This window comes from Rahnella sp. NRRL B-41462 (assembly GCF_003263525.1).
GTDB classification, from domain to species: domain Bacteria; phylum Pseudomonadota; class Gammaproteobacteria; order Enterobacterales; family Enterobacteriaceae; genus Rahnella; species Rahnella aceris.
On record NZ_JYDF01000121.1, the window covers coordinates 1 to 18,411 of the forward strand.

The 18,411-nt window shown below is 56.4% G+C and carries 4 protein-coding genes; 3 read left to right on the plus strand and 1 reads right to left on the minus strand.

The genetic code is table 11. The features are described 5' to 3' along the window. Window positions 1-88 precede the first annotated feature (88 nt). Complete coding sequence (locus UC14_RS23365; RefSeq protein ID WP_112198528.1) at window positions 89-13,888, minus strand: Ig-like domain-containing protein; 13,800 nt, start codon at window positions 13,886-13,888, stop codon at window positions 89-91. Window positions 13,889-14,758: 870 nt separating this feature from the next. Between UC14_RS23365 and rcsD the strand changes: the two genes are divergently transcribed. The 3 genes from rcsD to UC14_RS23380 all read left to right on the plus strand — a co-directional run. Next, window positions 14,759-17,452, plus strand: coding sequence for a phosphotransferase RcsD (gene rcsD / locus UC14_RS23370; protein ID WP_013574621.1), 2,694 nt, complete (start codon window positions 14,759-14,761; stop codon window positions 17,450-17,452). Window positions 17,453-17,456: 4 nt separating this feature from the next. Beyond that, window positions 17,457-18,107 (plus strand): response regulator transcription factor RcsB, encoded by a 651-nt coding sequence (gene rcsB / locus UC14_RS23375; protein ID WP_013574620.1) that lies wholly within the window; start codon window positions 17,457-17,459, stop codon window positions 18,105-18,107. Window positions 18,108-18,238: 131 nt separating this feature from the next. Continuing rightward, the coding region (locus tag UC14_RS23380) for a transposase domain-containing protein (protein ID WP_198670073.1) at window positions 18,239-18,411 on the plus strand (173 nt) is incomplete at its 3' end.

The window sequence follows — 18,411 nt, forward strand, 5'->3', positions numbered from 1 at the left end:
CTCCCCTGCAAAGGGGAGGGTTGGGTGGGCGCAGTCGTTTGCAACCCCCCCTCCCCGCCTCCCCCTTCGCAGGGGGAGGCGCACTACATCAACTTTGCTGAACGTGCAGACCGTGCTGCACCAGAACGTCTCCCAGCGTATTCGAGGCTTCTATTGAGGTATTGTGGTAAACGTCGAACGTCAGGCCATCCACCGTGCGTTGCCCGGTTTCGTTCCACGCACCGTCAGTGCCGATGTGCAGATTCACCAGACTGCCCTCGCCGCCTTTGATGATCACTTCATCGGTCGGGTTATCCTTCACGCTCAGCGCCTCATGCAGGTTCAGCGAGATACTGTTGGTGCCGGAATTGCCCAAATCGAAGATGTCGATATGCTCAACTTTCAGCCCGAGCAGGGTCAGATCCAGATGCTGATTGGTGCCCGCCAGCAGCAAGGTATCGACACCGGTACCGCCGTCGATCAGACCGAAGTCCAGCGTGTGAACTGCAATCACGTCATCGCCGGTGCCACCCAGTGCGACACCGTCCGTTGCCGTCAGATCGATAGTGACTCCGCCAATCGAGAAGGCAGTATCAGCATGCGCGGTGGTTTCTGATGTCGTGGTGGCAGTAGACTCCGTAGTCGCCAGCGACGAGACCAGTGTGCTGGTGGCGTGCGTGGTGTCTGTGGGTTCCGATGTAGAAGTGGTCGTAGAATCGGCTACCACACTGGCGGCCAGTGTATGCGTGTCGGTATCCTCGGCAGACAGAGAGGTCGCCATCAGCGTGGCGGTTTCTGGCGGTAATGATGAACCGACGGTCAGCCCGACATGGGCATCAAATCCGTTACCGGCGGCATCAACGGCTTTCAGTTCAACCACCGATCCCAGTAATGCCGACAGCAGGCCCACCAGTCCGTAGCTGCTCAGCAGCGCACTGCTGAATTTCACCGTCCACGAACCGTCTGCCTGCACGGTACCCGCCAGCGTATTCCCCAGCAGGGTTACGCTGACCAGACCGCCCTGCGCGATATTGCGGCTGGTGCCGCTCAGCGTCAGCCCCTGACCCCCGAGGATATTGCTCACCAGACCGAGCGTCAGCCCGAGAACCGGATTCAGCGCCACCAGCGGCAGATCATGCGTCAGGACGTTCAGCAGGTTGGAAGACGTCGCGGTGTTACCCACACTGTCTCTCACCACCACGGAGACCTGTGTGGAACCGTCCGCCAGTCCTTGCAATTCAGCAGAGGTGAACGGCACGCTCCAGACGCCGTTAGTGACAGTACCGGTGTGTGTAACGGTGCCGACCGTTACAGATACCGTGCCGTTGAGCAGATTAGATGTACCGGTAATATTGGTATTCGCACCGGCTTCTGCAGCATTGAGATACTGGTCTCCGCCAAACAAGGTATTGACCAGCAGCGTCGGCAAGGTATGGATCCCCACCGTTGCTGTAGCACTGCCGCTGACGGCGTTACCGGCGGCGTTGGTCACCGAGGCACCGACGTTCAGCGTACCGTCGAGCAAGCCCGCCAGAGTGAGCTGCGGAATCGCCACACTGAAGGTGCCGTCGGCTTTCACCAGCGCCGTCAGGGTATTTCCGCCCACGTTCAGGGTCACCGTTGAGCCCTGCGCGTTAGTCGTGGTACCGCTGATGGTTTGGGTCAGCAGCGCATCTGCCGCGTTCAGCAGACCATCGCCAAACAGCGGATTCAGCGTGATGGTTGGCAGTGACTGCGATACCACACTCAGCAGGCCGGTGACCGACGCCGCGTTACCGGATCCGTCCGTCAGGCTGGCGACCACCGACTGCGTGCCGTTGAGGATGGCGGTCAGATCGGTCACCGGCACGGTGACACTGAAGACACCGCCCGCACCGACCGTCGCCAGATAATTTTTGCCATTCAGGGAAACCTGCACCTGCGTGCCCTGCGCCACGTTGGTCGCGACACCGCTGATGGTTTGTCCGGTCAGCAGGTCAACCACATTCAGCACGCCATCGCCAAACAGCGGGTTAAGCACAATCGACGGCAGATTGTTAATACCGACATTCAGGCCCACGGTACTTGAGGTCGTGTTACCCACCGCATCGGTGACTGAGGCGACGAGGGTGAGGTTACCGTCAAGCAGGCCGGATAATTGCAGCGGCGTCAGCGACGCTGAGAATTTGCCGTCGCTGTCTACGGTAGCGGTCAGGTTAATCAGACCGCCGCCGACATTGATATTGACGATTTCCCCGACCTGGCCGTTGGTGACCGTACCGCTGATGGTTTGAGTCAGCAGCGCTTCAGCGGCGTTAAGAATACCGTCAGCACCAAAGACCGGATCCAGCACAATTTTCGGTACCGCATTGATAATAGCGTTCAGCGTTCCGCTGGTAGTGGCGGTATTGCCTACACTGTCGGTCACAGAAACCCCGACCGTGAAGGTGCCATCCCCCAGCGCGTTCAGGTCACCCGGTTGCAGGGTGATGCTGAATGCACCGCTGGCATCGGTCGCCCCGAGGAAGGTTTTCCCGCCCAGCGTGACCTGTACCTGCGTACCCGTCGCCACACCGGTGACCGTACCGCCAATCACCTGCGTCGTCAGCGCGTCAGCCGCGTTCAGCAAGCCGTCGCCCAGAACTGAGGTCAGGTTAATGACCGGCCTGACCAGATCCAGCACCGCGTTCACGGCCGCGCTGCCAACGTTACCGGCAGCATCTGCTACCGTCACGCTGACCGCAGCGGTCGTGCCGCTCAGCAAACCAAGAACAGACGGCGGGACGGTGACCAGGAAATGCCCGGTCGCATCGACCACGCCATCAATGGTTTGCGTTCCGACCTGCACTGCGATTGCTGTCCCCGCAGCCACGTTAGAGACCGTGCCGCTGATGGTCTGATTCACCAGCAGATCGGCGATATTCAGCACGCCGTCGCCAAACACGGTGTCGAGCACCACCTGCGGCAGATTGTGGATCGCAATCCCCACCGGAATATTCGTTGCAGACGAGTTGCCTGCCGGGTCAGTCAGGGTGATGCCCAGATTCAGGTTGCCATCCAGCAACGCGCCCAGATCACCCGGCTGGATCTGCAGATCCCAGGTACCCGCCGTCACGGTAGTGTTGTAGGTTTTACCGCCAAGCGTCACGGTGACCTGAGTGCCGTCAACCGCTGTCGCGACGCCGCCGATAGTTTGCGCCAGCAGAGATTCCGCCGCATTCAGCAGACCGTTACCACCAAACAGAGGATCCAGATCGCCCAGAACCGGAAGCGTTTTAATGACGTCCAGATTGAGCACAGATGCTTTCACGTTACCTGCCGCATCGGTGAGGTTCAGGTTGAGCACCTGCTGACCTTCACCCAGCGCACCGAGCAAGGCCGCCGGAATGTTCAGTGACCACGCACCGTTAGCCCCGACAATCGCCGAGAGCGGCGTGCCGTTGATAACCGTCGACACCACTGAACCCACGCCCGCACCAATCGCCGTGCCGCTGAGGGTTTGTGCTACCTGAGATTCCGCCAGATTGAGGAAACCGTCGGTCAGCCCCAGTCCGCTGGCCACGTTCAGGTCCAGCAATTTGTTGAAGAAGATATCCAGACCGGTACTGACGCTGGTGGTGTTACCCGCCGCATCGGTCACGGTGGCCGCCAGTGTCAGGGTGCCATCGTTGAGTAAAATCAGTTGTTCAGGTGTCAGGTTGAGCGACCATGCCCCGCCCGGCTGGATAACCGCCGTACCGATTGATGCACCGCCCAGTGTGACGTTGACGGTCTGACCGTCCGCGCCGCTGGAGGTCCCGCCCACCAGTACGTTGAGCAGTGATTCCGCCAGATTGATGACGTTGTTACCGGCCACCGCATCCAGCGCCAGCAACGGCGCAGACGTATCGACGTTCACCGTATGCGGAACCGCCGTCCCCACGTTGCCTGCCGCGTCCGTCAGGGTCGCGGAGATCACGTTGGTCGCACCATTCCCTTGTGGCAATGCCTGCAAATCGGCCGCTGGCACGCTGACTGACCAGGTGCCGCCTGCCTGCACGGTGCCGCTGTAAGTTTTGCCATTCAGCGTGACCGTAACCACCCGGCCCACCTCGCTGGTATCCGCCGTCCCTGAAATCAGTTGCGCGGATTTGGACTCGGTATTATTCAGAATATCGTCGCCGGTAAAGGCGCTGATAGTCAGGGTCGGTGCGGTGGTATCCACCAGCACGCTTTGTGTGGCATTGGTCAACGGAATAAGCGTTGATGCGGTCACCGTGGTGGTCGTGCCATTCACAAATTCAGTGGCAGAAACAGCAACAGACCAGGTTCCCGCAGTGACTGTCGCCAGATGCGGAACACCTCCCACGGTGATGTTGACCAATGTGCCATCCGGCACATTCACTGTTTTACCGGAAAGGGTAATGTTCGCCGGATTGCCATCCGCCACGTTAATGATGTTGTCACCGGTGACCGGATCAATGGTGATGGCGAATGTTGGCGGCGTCAGGTTGACCGTGATGGCCTGTGGCGCCAGCAGGTTTGCCGTGTTACCCGCCAGATCATTAACAGAAGCGGTGATGGTGTCCGCGCTGTTCAGCGTAGCCAGCTCAGCCGGTGTCAGCGTCACACTCCATGAGCCATCGCCCAGCACCGTTGCCTGATGGCTGATGCTGCCGACAGTGACCGTCACCTGCTGTCCCGCCTGTACATTCACCGTTGTACCGGTGATGGTTTGCGTGCTCTGGCTCTCGGCGTAGGTCAGATCAAAACCGGCACCGGCAAAGGACGTTACTGCTACGGCTGGCAGTTGGGTTACAGCAATGCCAACGTCAGCCGAGGCCGAACCGGTGTTGCCGCCGCCGTCCGTGACCGTCACGGAGATTTGCTGTGCGCCCTGCGGCAGATCGGCGATTTCGCCCGCCGTCACAGGCACCGTCCAGTTACCGTCCGCATCCACCGTGACACCCGGAAGAGGTATTCCGGCAATAGTGACCACCACGGTTTGCCCCGCCCCTGTAATCCCCGTCGTCCCTGTCAGGGTTAGCGGTGTGGCGGCTTCCGCAGCGCTCAGATAACCATCGCCAAACGGCGTGTTGATGGTGACATCCGGCGCGGTGAGATAGCTGGTGAATGGCAACGTCGCAGGCGTACTGTTGCCTGCGGCATCTGTCACGGTGACGTTAATGTCATGCGAACCACTGCCCAGAGAGTTCAGCACGCCTGCAGGCAGACTTACCGACCAGTCGCCGGTCAGCGGATCGACGGTCGCGTTATAGGTAATGCCATTCACATCAATGGTCAGTTTAACGTTCTGATTGTTGCCGGTGATGCCGGTATTACCGGTAATCACGTTCACATCAGCCGCTTCCGTGATATTCAGATTGCCGTCGCCAAATGGCGGGTCGATAACCGGCACAGGGGCAGACAGATAGGAGGTGAAGGCCAGTGTCGCATCAGTATGGTTACCCGCGCTGTCGGTGGCCGTGACGGTAATCAGATGTGACGCCGTCGCGGTGCCAAGGGAAGTGAGCTGCGCTGATGTCAGGTTAAGGCTCCAGTTGCCGGTGTCCGGGTCGACCGTTGCCGTAAACGGGCTGCCGGTCATGCCCGCGATCGCCACGCTGACGGTTTGCCCGGCTCCGGTTACGCCGGTGGTACCGGTAAGGGTTTGCCCGTTAACGTCAATGGATTCGGCAATATTTAGCGTACCGTCACCAAACGGCAGATTGATTGCCGGTGCCGGGACGTTGTTGATTTGTACGTCAACCGACGTCGTCAGCGGCGAGATGTTACCCGCGCTGTCCGTGACCGTCACCACAACAGGCCAGGTGCCATCCTGTAAACCCAGCAACTGCGCGGGTGTCAGAGTGACACTCCAGGTTCCGGCAGCAGAATCCACCACCACCGGCACCGCATTACCGTTAATCACGACGGTAACCGTCTGACCCGGCGAGGTGATACCGGTCGTCCCGGTAATGGTGCCACCCGCCGTCGCTTCATCCAGATTCAGCACACCATCACCGAACGGTGTATTGATTCCGGCCTGCGGCAGGATTTGCGTTACCGACGTGAAATCAAGGGTACCGGCTGCGCTGCTCGGGTTTCCTGCACTGTCGGTTGCCGTCACCGAAATAGTGTGTGTGTCATCCGTCAGCCCCTGCAAGACAGAAGCAGGGACGGTGGCGGTCCAGTTGCCATCCGCGCCGACGGTCGCAGTGACCGCCGTGCCATCTATCGTCACCGTTACGGTCTGGCCTGCGCCGGTAATGCCGGTGGTGCCGGTAATCAGCTGCGTTGCGCCCGCTTCAGCGGCATTCAGCACGCCGTCGGTAAACGGCGTATTAATGGTTGGCACACCCGGTTGGGTCAGCACCACATTCAGACTGGCACTGGAAGACGCCGGGTTAAGCGCCGTATCCGTCGCGGAGACGCTGACCTGAACCGGCCCGTTGTCCAGCCCGCTAAGCAGACCCGGTGCCACGACGGCTGTCCAGCCTGTTCCGAGGCCGTTCACGGTACCGGTGATCGGATCCGCCAGCCCCGGAATAGTGACCAGCACCGTGGTGCCCGCAACCAGCCCGGTACTGGTACCGCTTAGGGTAAACCCTGCGGCGGCTTCAGCAATATTCAGCACGCCGTCGCCTGCAATAGCACCGACGGTCAGGGTTGGCAGCGAATGGGTTGCCAGCGTGAAACTGCCTGAAGCAGTCACAATGTTACCGGCCGCATCACTGACGCTCACGCCGAGGGTTTTGCTGCCATCGGTGGCGAGTGCCTGCACATCAACGCCCGGCAGGGTCAGCGACCAGACTCCCTGATCGTTGGCCGTGGTCAGGTAATCCTTACCATTGAAGGTCACTTTGACCGTCAGATTAGGATCCGTCGTCCCGCTCACCGGCACACCCAGCGCGGCTTCTGCCAGATTGATGATGCCGTCACCGCCGGTATCCACCACGACAGTCAGCAGCGGAGGAGTTGTATCAACCGTGACATCATGCGTGCTGGTTGCTACGTTTTGCGCCACATCATCCGCTGTTGCTGTGAAGGTATTGTTCCCGGCGGGCATCGCCTGAACCTGCGCCGCCGTCATCGGGAAGCTCCAGCTCCCGTCAGCCTGCACGGTAGCGGTATAGGTCGCCGTGTAGTTTTCGCCGGTAATGACCACGGTCACCGTACCGCCCACGGGCACATGCGTGGAGCTTCCGCTCACGATCATGCCCTGATTGTGTTCAGTGCTATTGATGTAATCATCGCCGGAAATGGCGTTGATGGTCAGGGTTGGCAGGTCGCCCGGCTGGGTGATAACAGTGGCGTTGTGCGATGCGGATGCCGGGTTACCCGCCACATCGCTGGCGGTCGCTGTAACGGTAACCGGTCCGTCAGACAAGGTGCCCAGATCAGCCAGCGGCACGGTTGCCGTCCAGTCGCCATTCGCACCGACGACGGCGTTGTAGGTTTTGCCGTTAAAGCTCACCACCACCGTCTGCCCGACTTCAAGATTGGTGGATGTCCCGGTGATCGGAATATCCGCGCCTTTCTCCGCCGCATTAATGTAATCATCGCCGGACACGGCTGTAATCGTCAGCGTCGGCAAATTAGCGACATTCGCATCCACACTGAAGGTCTGCGTGGCTGTCGTGCTGTTGCCTGCCGCATCGGTGATCGTGGCGGTCAGCGTATAAGTGGTATCCGTCAGCGACTGCACGACGGTACTTGGCAGCGTGAAGCTCCAGGTGCCATCGGGCTGCACGGTTGCCGTGTAGCTGACGTTGTTGAAACTCAGCACTACAGACACCGTACGTCCGGTATCGTCCAGACCGGCCGTACCGCTGATCACCACCGGTTGCAGGGACTCAGCCGCGTTGATGATATTGTCGGTCGCCACGTCATTAATACTGAGAACCGGTGCCGTGCGGTCAACCGTGATTTGCGAGCTGGTGGTGCCAGTGTTACCGGCGGCGTCCGTGACCGTCACGCTCAGCGGCAGACTGCCATTGTCCAGCGCCCCTAAATCAGCCGCCGGAATCGTGACACTCCAGGTGCCGTTCGGGTTCAGCGTCGCCGGATAGTCTTCACCGCCTAAGGAAACCACGACCGTCTGGCCGTCAGCCGTCGCACCAATGCTGCCGGTGATGGTTTGCGACTGGCCGGACTCGGTCAGGTTGAGATAGGTATCGCCAAACGGTGTATCAATGTCCGGCACAGGGACGTTATTGGTCGCGATCCCGATATTGACCGGTGGCAAAGTGGTGGTATTACCCGCTGCATCCGTCAGTGTGGTGGTCAGCGGATAGCTGCCATCCGCCAGACCGTTGAGGGTATTCGCCGGAATGGTGGTGCTCCAGCTACCGTCTGGTTGCACCTCTGCGGTATAGGTTTGTCCGTTAAAGGTCAGTGTCACTGACTGTCCTGCATCGGCCGGATCACTGGTCCCGCTGAGGGTGATCGGTGCGCCAGCTTCGGCAGCGTTAATCACATTGTCCGTCGCCACGTTATCCAGCGTCAGCGGAGGCGGTGTGAAGTCCACATCCACGGAACCCGGTAAGGTTGCGGTGTTACCCGCCGCGTCTGTCACATCAACAGTGATGGTCTTCGTGCCTTCACCGAGGCCCTGCAAATCCGCGGCAGGAATGGTCACGGTCCAGCTACCGTCAGTGGCAACCGTGCCGGTATAAGGGACGCCGTCAAGGGTAACCGTCACCGTCTGACCGTCGCCGGTCAGTCCGGTTTTACCGGTCAGTGTCTGATCGGTGGCGGCTTCCGCGCTGCTCAGCAAACCATCGCCAAACGGGGTGTTGAGCGTTGGCTCCGGCAATGTGGCGTAGATGCCCAAATCCTGGGTGGTGGTCACCGGCCCCTGATCCGTGGTGACAGTCGAGGCAATTACGTGACTGGTGCCATCCGCCAGACTGGCAACGTCAGACGCCGGAACGTTAACTGTCCAGTTACCGTCAGCATCGGTCTGCGTGGTGTAGGTCACCGTACCCAGTTTAACGGTTACCGGCGTTCCTTCCGGCACGTTGGCGGTTTTACCGCTGATATCAAAACCCGCAGCCGCTTCCGTAGCGTCGATTTTGTTATCGCCGGTGATCGGATTGATGGTCACACCGCCCAGCGCGCTGTTAACGGTGAAGTCTTCGCTGTTGTTCGCCGGATTACCGGCTTTATCGGCGACAGAAACCTCAATGGTTGCCGCGCCATTTTGCAGGGTCTGCAAGGTGGCAGCCGGTACGCTGACGCTCCATGCACCGCTGGCCAGCACTGTAGCCTGATAATCAATGCCGCCGATGGTCACGGTGACGATTTGTCCGGCTTCCACATGGGTGGTCGTTCCGCTGACGGTTTGCGGGTTCATACGTTCCGCGCCGTCGAGGGTGCCGTCTCCGGCAAAGAGGTCAATGTCGATTGTCGGCAGCAATGCCGGATCCGCTGTCACAGTGACCGGTGCGGTTGCGGTGCCTGCGTTACCGGCGGCATCGGTCACCGTGGCGGTCAGGGTATAGGTGCCGTTCGCCACGTTTGCCAGCGCATCGGCCGGAATGTTGACTGTCCAGCCGCCGCCTGCTGCCACAGTGCCGGTATAAGTGTGTCCGCCAAGGCTGATGGTGACGGTATCGCCCGCCTCACCCGCTCCTGCCGTGCCGCTGACCGGAATAATCGCCCCGGCTTCTGCGGCATTGATGGTGCCGTCGCCCGCGACCGGCGTGGTGATGGTGACTACTGGCGCGACGGTATCAATAGTTACCGGCGTACTGACATTGCTGGTATTGCCTGCCGCATCCGTGACGGCCACCAGCACCGCCCCGGGTCCCTGAGGAAGGGTTTGCAAATCTCCGGCAGGGACGGTGGCGCTCCAGTTCCCGCTGGCATCCACCGTGGCGGTGTAATCTGTCCCGCCGACGGTAACGATGACAGTCTGTCCGTCACCGCTGACCCCGGTGCTGCCGGTCAGCGTCTGACCTGCTGCCGCTTCACTGGCATTGAGCTGCGTATCGCCAAACGGCGTGTTGAGTGTCGCGTCAGGGAGGGAATGGATGATCACACCGAAGTCACTGCTGCCGGACACCGGATTGCCTGCCGCATCAGTCGCGCTGACTTTGACGGTGTTATTGCCGTCACTGAGCAGCGCCAGATCGGCTGCCGGGATCTGCGCACTCCAGGCACCGCCCGTGCCGACGGTTGCCGTATAAATTTTACCGTTCAGCGTGATGGTCACCACGCCATTTACCGGCACATTGCTGGAGGTGCCGCTGAGGGTAATTCCTGCGGCGGCTTCACCGGCATTGAGCTGGTTATCGCCCGCCACCGGATTTACCGCCAGCCCGCTGAGCAGGTTGTTGACGATCAGGGTTTCGCTGCCTGTCGCCACATTTCCCGCTTTATCCGCCACTGACACGCTAATTTGTGTGGTGCCGTTGGCGATGGTCGCCAGATCCGCCGCCGGAACGCTGACGCTCCAGCTTCCGCTTGGCTGCACCACTGCCGTATAAGAATGGCCATTCAGCAGGATCAGGACTGTCTGACCCGCTTCAACACGGGAGGTTGAACCGCTGAGCTGCTGCGCGGTTTGTTGTTCTGCTCCATCCAGCACATTATTACCCGCAAAGGTATTAACGGTGATGGTCGGGCCGTTCGCCGCATCGGCTGCAAGCTGCACGCCGGAGTTAACCGTTGTGCTGTTGCCCGCCGCATCGGACAACTGGACGCTCACCGGATAGCTGCCGTCTGCCACACCATTGAATGCGGTGGCTGGCACGGCAACATTCCACTGGCCGTTTGGCTGCACAATGCCGGTATAGGTTTCACCGTTGAGGGTGACGGTGACGGTGCGTCCGGCTTCCGAAATCGAGGCAGTTCCGGTGATCGTCACCCCCTCAGCCGCTTCAGAGGCGTTGATGTATCCGTCGCCGGAAACCGGGTTAACAGTCAGAAGCGGCGCGGTGAAATCAGCCGTAGCGTTACTGTTTAACGTGGCGGTATTGCCAGCGCCGTCAGTGGCAGTGACGGCAATCGCCACATTGCCCTGTGGCAACGCCTGCAAATCTGCTGCCGGAACCTGAACTGACCAGTTGCCGTCTGCGGCCACTGTCGCGTTATAGGTTTTCCCGCCTAATGTGACGGTGACGGTTTGACCATCACCCGATTTTCCAGTGGTACCGCTGAGAGTCTGCCCGGCGGCGGCTTCAGTCGCATTGAGCAGAGTATCGCCAAACGGGGTATTGAGAGTGGGAAGAGGATTGGTGTTATCAATACCGATATTAATACTGTTCGATAAAATTATTCCACCAGGCCCTTCGACAGTGGCAGAAATGCTGTTGAGATCTGGATTGCTTCCTTGAATGTCCTCGATCTCGCCCGTGCTTAACAGCATGAACCATCTGCCATTCGCCCCTACCGTGGCTGTTTTAAACAGCGAGCCAAATTGCACGGTGACTATGGCGTTTTCCGCTACCCCCAGAGTGGTACCACTGATTTCAATGCCGTTTGCAGTTTCCACTGCGTTGATGACGTTATCACCCGTTACCGGGTCAATCGCAATACCGTTCTGAGAGGTATCAACCTCGAAAGTATCAGTACCGGTCGCCGGGTTACCGGCTTTATCAGACACGCTGACATTGAGGGTTTGGGTACCGTCGGTCAGCGTGACCATATCGGCCGCCGGAATAATCACACTCCAGTTGCCGCTGGTCTGAACCGTGGCTTCATAGGTATTGCCGTTGAGCGTAATGGTGACAATCTGCCCGGCTTCGACGCGGGTTGTGGAACCGCTCAGCACCTGTGCCGTCTGGACTTCCGCGCCGTCAACGGCGTCATCGCCGCCAAATGCATTCACTGAAATGCCCGGCTGAAGAGTGGAATCGGCAGCAACATGCAGCGGGCTGGTGCTGGTGGTGGTGTTGCCCGCAGCGTCGGTCAGGGTGGCGCTGATCGGGAAATCACCGTTCAGACCAGTCAGCGTGCCAGCCGGGATTTGTGTGCTCCATGCGCCGTCATCACCGACAACGGCGGTAAATGTCTGGCCGTCAATGGTGATGGTAACCGTTCTGCCTGCATCTGCTGCTGAGGCAGTACCTGACAAGGTCAGTGCACCTGCAGCTTCGGCCAGACTGATTTGGCCGTCGCCCGCCAGCGAATTGATAGCAAGGGTTGGGGCGACAGTATCGATGCTGACTGGCGTGGTAATGGTGTTGTGATTGCCCGCCGGGTCCGTCACGGTGACCACGATATTATTGCTGCCCTGCGGCAGGTTACCGAGTACTGAAGGCGGAACCGTCACGGTGAAGATACCGTCTGGCGTAACCGTGCCGGTAATTTGCTGGCCACCAAGGGTGACAGTCACGGTCTGACCATCGCCGGTGAGACCCGTGTTCCCCGTCAATGTCTGGCTGGTGATGGATTCACTGCCATTGAGCGTATTGTCACCGCCGAAAGCCGGATCAAGCGTCGGCGGAACGCCATGGATAGCAACATTCAGATCTGTCGTCTGACTGATGGTATTGCCCTGACTATCGACCAGGCTGACGGTTACGGTCGTCGGGCCATCAGTCAGCGCCTGCAACCGGGCAGGAGAAAGACTCAGGTTCCAGCCCCCCTCCGCTGTTGTTGTGGTCTGATATGCCACGCCGCCGATTGTCACCGTGATCTGCGTGCCCGCAGGGACATTGGATGTGGTACCGGTGATCACCAGCGCGCTTTGCGCTTCACTGGCATTGAGCTGACCATCACCTGAGATCGGGTTGACCATCAAAATACCGGCGCTGTCGCTGATAACGAAACTTTCCGGTGTAGTGGTCGAGTTTCCTGCGGCATCGGTCAGTGACGCGGTCAGTGTATAATTGCCTTCAGCCAGCGCGGAAACCGTGCTGGCGGGTATTGTCACCGACCAGGTGCCATCAGCACCTACCGTCGTGTTGTATTGCGTGCCATTGAGGGTAACGACCAGTGTGCGCCCGGCTTCAGAGACAGAAGCTGTGCCGGTCACTGTCAGCGGTTGCTGATGCTCAACGGCGTCAAGAATGTTGTCACTGGCGACAGGATCGAGCGAGACCACCGGCGGGGTTTTATCCACGACAACGGTGATCCCCTGAGTAACCGATTTGCCATCAGTGCCGGTGACAGTGACGGACACCACGTAAGTACCATCTGCCAGATTTTGTAAATCTACCGTCGGCAGATTGATGTTCCATTTGCCGTCAGCGCCTACGGTACTGGTGTAGGTTTTACCGTTGATGGTCAGGGTAATGGTCTCGCCTGCGGCCACGTTACTTGCGGTGCCTGAAAAGATTTGTGCTAAACGCGATTCCGTGGCGTTAAGGGTGTTGTCACCGGCAAATGCGCCCAGCGATAACGTTGCGGTCTGGCCGGTGTTTCCGCCACCGGTGTTTCCGCCACCAGTATTCCCGCCACCGGTATTCCCACCGTCAGTGTTTCCGCCGCCATCGCTGCCACCGTTATTACTGCTGCTGCCACCGCCACCACCACCGCCGCCACCTGCGGCAATTGCGATCCCGGCACCCAGTGCGACAACGCCCAGCACGGCACCTAAAACAGCGGGATCAAAATTAGAGGAGTCGAGTACCAGCGCCCCGGCATCAGGAATGGTTTCATAAGCGGGAACGATCGGGGTTGCCCCCGCTGTTGCGCCGGTATCGACAAACGCGGCATGTTCGATCGGGTGGGTACCATCATCAAAAATCAGTTCGCTGTGATTCCCCTTGCCATCTGTATCGAAGAAACTGTGATAGCGGACGGTGCGTCCGTCTTTCATGTGAATAACAAGATCATTCCCCACACGCTCATAGCGGGTGACCACGTCACGGGTCGCGTGTACGCGTACTATGCTGATTTGATTAAGAGTTACGTCCTGACTGGCGTTTGAAACCTGGGAGATTACTGCACCATTAGTACGAGAAAGAATATCAATAACAACGCTACCGTTCTGAGCCATGTTGTACCCCTGTTACGCCAGTTGTTGTCCATACACGCTAAACACCGCTCTTCCTTTTCAGGTAAAAAGCGGTTCAGCGGGTAATGAAGACCATTAAGAAAAATGGATAAACTTCCAACTGGTGTGAGGTATTGCCACAGGCTACAAAACAAACAAAAACGGCTGTTATTAAATTTATATATTTTTTAGGGGCTTTGGTTAACCATCATTTCGGTATTTTTTCCCGAAACTCCATAAGTTATATGCATGATTTGAGTTAATCGCCATAAAAAGACATAATCATTAAGATTGAAATAATTCATTAAAAAAAGTCAAATCATCAGTTTGACAGATGTTAAATTTTGGTTTAACGCTATGCAGATGATTTTATTATTATAAAAAACAACAAATTAATAAATTACCCACATAATATACATGGTGTTATTGTTAACAAAATTAAGCAACAGACAGTCAGATAATCAATCAAATTAACTTATCAATTGTGTGATCGTCTTGTAGATTTTATGGCAAAAGGGTATTTGGCAAACACATAATTAGGACTATGCGCAATCACAGCACTTATGCTTTCTGATAAAGTGTCCGCCCAGTGCGTCTGTGGGCGGATAAAGGCTTAATTTTTTAAACGCAAAGGGATTTTCACAACATGCCTCACGGCCCGATAACTGCACCGCCCTCGCAGGAAATGTTCGCTGAACACATTTCGCAACCTGGCTTTAGCGGGTTCTGCGCTGACCGGTTTATCGCGCAGGTCAGCAGTTTATCTGTTGCATCAGGTTGCGTTGCGGCAACGATGTTGTGTACCACTGTTTGTGCAAAAACCGTCGTCCGCTAAAAGCGTCATTACAAGAATGAAGGAAAAAACTCATCATCATGGCTGGTAAATATTTATCGCTGACATCAACCAATATCACGCGATTCTTTTGGTTGTTCATTTTGTTGCTGGCTATGGGGCTCGGCCTTTACGGGTATAACTACACCAATGCTTATCTGAACGACAAACTGCGCACGGTGCAAAATACCGCTGACTTGCTGCAAAAGCGCATCGATAAGTATCGCTACATGACCTACCAGATTTACGACAATTTCACCGGCCAGCCGATGGCGGCGGATGCCGTCAGTGCGCAGGAAATCCGCCTGCGTCAGGATATGTATTTTGTCTCCAAACCTCACAAGAAAACTGATGCGCTGATTTTCGGTGCACACGACAGTTCCACGCTGGATTTAACCCTGAAAATTTCATCCTTCCTGGATGACCAGTGGGGCTCAACAACTCACCCTTATTCGCTGTATTACCTGAACGGTCAGGATAACAGCATGTTGTTGATCACCACGGTGCCGCTGCAGTTGCAAGACTCCCGCCTGAAGGAAAACTATTTCACCAGCACGCTGCAATCACGCCGTGCCGAAATGTTGCAGCAGGCGAACACGCTGGACGAACGCGAAAGTTATTCTCCTCTGCGCAAATCGCGCCAGAGTAACGACTATTCCTTCTCCCTGCGCACCACCTTTAATAATCCGGGACATCTGGCGACCGTGATTGCCTTCGATTTACCGATGAGTGATCTCATCCCTTACAGTATGTCGAGAGATAATTTCCAGCTTAATGGCAACACCACGGCGGTCAATGAAGGTGATCCGGCCGATGATAATCCGGCGGCCAGCAGCATCGTGATGCAGGGATGGTCGCTGGTGTTTGATGTGCCGCTGAGAAATTCACCGCTGTCACTCACCTACCACGTTCCGCTGTTCAGCCTTGTGGTTGATCTTTCACGTAATAACTTCTGGCTGATCCTGATTAACCTGTTCCTGATCGGGCTGGCGATGACCAGTATCTATTTCATTCGCCATCAGTACATCCGCCCGAGCGAGAATATGGCGGCACAATTACAGATGCAGCAGGCGCTGAATCAGGAAATCATTTCGGGTCTGCCGCTCGGTTTACTGGTGTATAACTTCAGCAACCACAGCGTGATCCTCAGTAATAAAATTGCTGACCAGTTATTACCGCATCTGAGTCTGAACAAAATTGCCAATATGGCCGAGCAGCATCACGGCACGATACAGGCGACCGTCAATAACGAAGTTTATGAAATCCGCATGATCCGCAGCCAGATTTCGCCGGAAACTTACCTGTTTATGCTCCACGATCAGGATAAAGAAGTGATGGTGAACCGCACGCTGCAACAGGCCAAACGTGAGTTTGAGAAGAACCTGCAGGCACGCAAACTGATGCTGCATAATCTGGGCATTGAGCTGAATCAGCCATTGCAGGAACTGAACGGGCTGGCCGTGGCGTTAGTGGAAGAACAGAAACCGGAAGAACGTCAGGCGCTGGAAAGCAAACTCCTGAGTGAGTCGCGTAACGCGCTGACGCTGGTTGATAACATTACGCTGCTGACCCGTCTGGAAACTCAGGACTGGCAACCGGCGAACGATAAGTACGTGCTTTCAACCCTGGTAGATGAGCTGTTGCTTGAGGCCCTGCCCCGCCTGAATCAGAAAGGCCTCGGGTTGCTGAATCATTTCCAGATTGCCCCTGAAGCGGCCTTTGTCGGCGATATGCAGGCAGTGAAGAAAATTCTGTCCCTGCTGCTCGATTATGCCATTGTTACCACATCGCTGGGCAAGGTGACCCTGACCAGCGAACAGGACGAAGATCGCCCGGATCAGCTGATTTTCCACATAAACGATACGGGTAGCGGAATTTCCAAAGAAGAATTGAGTAATCTGAATTATCCTTTCCTTAGCCAGACGTTAGTCGATCGCTTTAACCACGGTTCCGGGCTGACATTTTTCCTGTGTAATCAGCTGTGCAAAAAACTGGGCGGTCAGCTGGAAATCCGCAGCAAGCTCAACATCGGCACACGCTATACTGTACGTGTTAAACAACGTCAGGAAGCGCAGGAAATCGAAGCGGAAGACGAGAAATTACTCAATGATGTGACGGTATTACTCGATATCACATCAGAGGAAGTTCGCGGTATTGTGACCCGGACCATGAACGCTTACGGCGCGGTGTGCATCGTGGCTGACGATCGTCAGGTCGCGCGGGAATATGATGTTTTACTGACAGATAACCCGCAAAACAGTGACAAATTTACCCTGCTGCTGACTGACGATGAGTCGGGATTCCAGCAGCTTGAAAAGCATTATATTCGCGTCAATTACAACATCAGCAATGCGCTGATAGACGCAACCTTACTGTTAATCGAACAGCAATTTTCTGTATCCGATGACAGTGTTTCACCCGAAGAGCCCGGCGAAGACTCTCTCGACCTTTATGAAAAGCAGCTAAAATCAAGCGATTACTATCAGCTTTTCGTCGAGACAGTACCGGAAGATCTTGAGAAACTGTATAATGAAAACCAACGTCGTGATTTCACATCACTTTCCCAAACAGCACATCGTCTCAAGGGAGTGTTCGCTATGCTGAACCTGACCCCAGGCAAGCAAATGTGTGAATCGTTAGAACAATACATCGCAGATGGCGATGCGTTACAGATTACTGAAACCATCAACCACATTGATTCTTTTGTCTCCAGACTGCTCCAGCAAGGTAGCTAATCACATGAATAATATGAACGTAATTATTGCTGATGACCATCCTATCGTCCTGTTTGGTATTCGTAAGTCCCTTGAACAAATTGAATGGGTGAATGTTGTAGGCGAGTTCGAAGACTCAACTGCACTGGTTAACAGCTTAAGCAAACTTGATGCTCATGTGCTGATCACTGACCTGTCCATGCCGGGCGATAAATTCGGCGATGGCATCACCCTGATCAAATACATCAAGCGCCACTACCCGCAGTTATCCATCATTGTTCTGACCATGAACAATAATCCGGCGATCCTGAGTTCTGTACTGGATCTGGATATCGAGGGGATTGTGCTCAAGCAAGGCGCGCCAACTGACCTGCCAAAAGCGCTGGCCGCATTGCAGAAAGGCAAAAAGTTCACGCCGGACAGCGTGGCAAAACTGCTGGAAAAAATCAGCGCCAACGGTTACGGCGACAAACGCCTGTCTCCGAAAGAAAGCGAAGTGCTGCGTCTGTTCGCAGAAGGTTTCCTGGTGACTGAGATTGCCAAAAAGCTGAACCGCAGCATTAAAACCATCAGCAGCCAGAAGAAATCTGCGATGCTGAAACTGGGCGTGGAAAACGATATCGCCCTGCTGAACTATCTGTCTTCCGTCAGCTCCCAGCCGGTAGATAAAGACTAACGCTTCAGGGCGTTATGTAGGTTCAGATGTGAAAAAGGCACCTAACGGTTAATGCCGATCGTTTAAGGATCAGTTGACCGATCCGGTGGCTCGTGTAAAAAGGGTTCATGCTCATCATGGACCCTTTTTAAATGGAACTTTCACAAGCTCTCGGTATTATCAATCTCACTGCCCCCGATGAAGTTCAAAGCCTCGCTGACCTCCTGTCTCCTGACCTCATTCAGCAAGCTTTTTCTCTCACTGACACCGTCACCCTACGCAAGCGTAAACTCCCCCTCGAGTCCATGGTCTGGCTGGTTATCGG

Coding starts and splice junctions, on each gene's coding strand:
- UC14_RS23365 (WP_112198528.1), bottom strand. CDS start 13,888: ATGGCTCAGAACGGTAGCGTTGTTATTGATATTCTTTCTCGTACTAAT.
- rcsD (WP_013574621.1), top strand. CDS start 14,759: ATGGCTGGTAAATATTTATCGCTGACATCAACCAATATCACGCGATTC.
- rcsB (WP_013574620.1), top strand. CDS start 17,457: ATGAATAATATGAACGTAATTATTGCTGATGACCATCCTATCGTCCTG.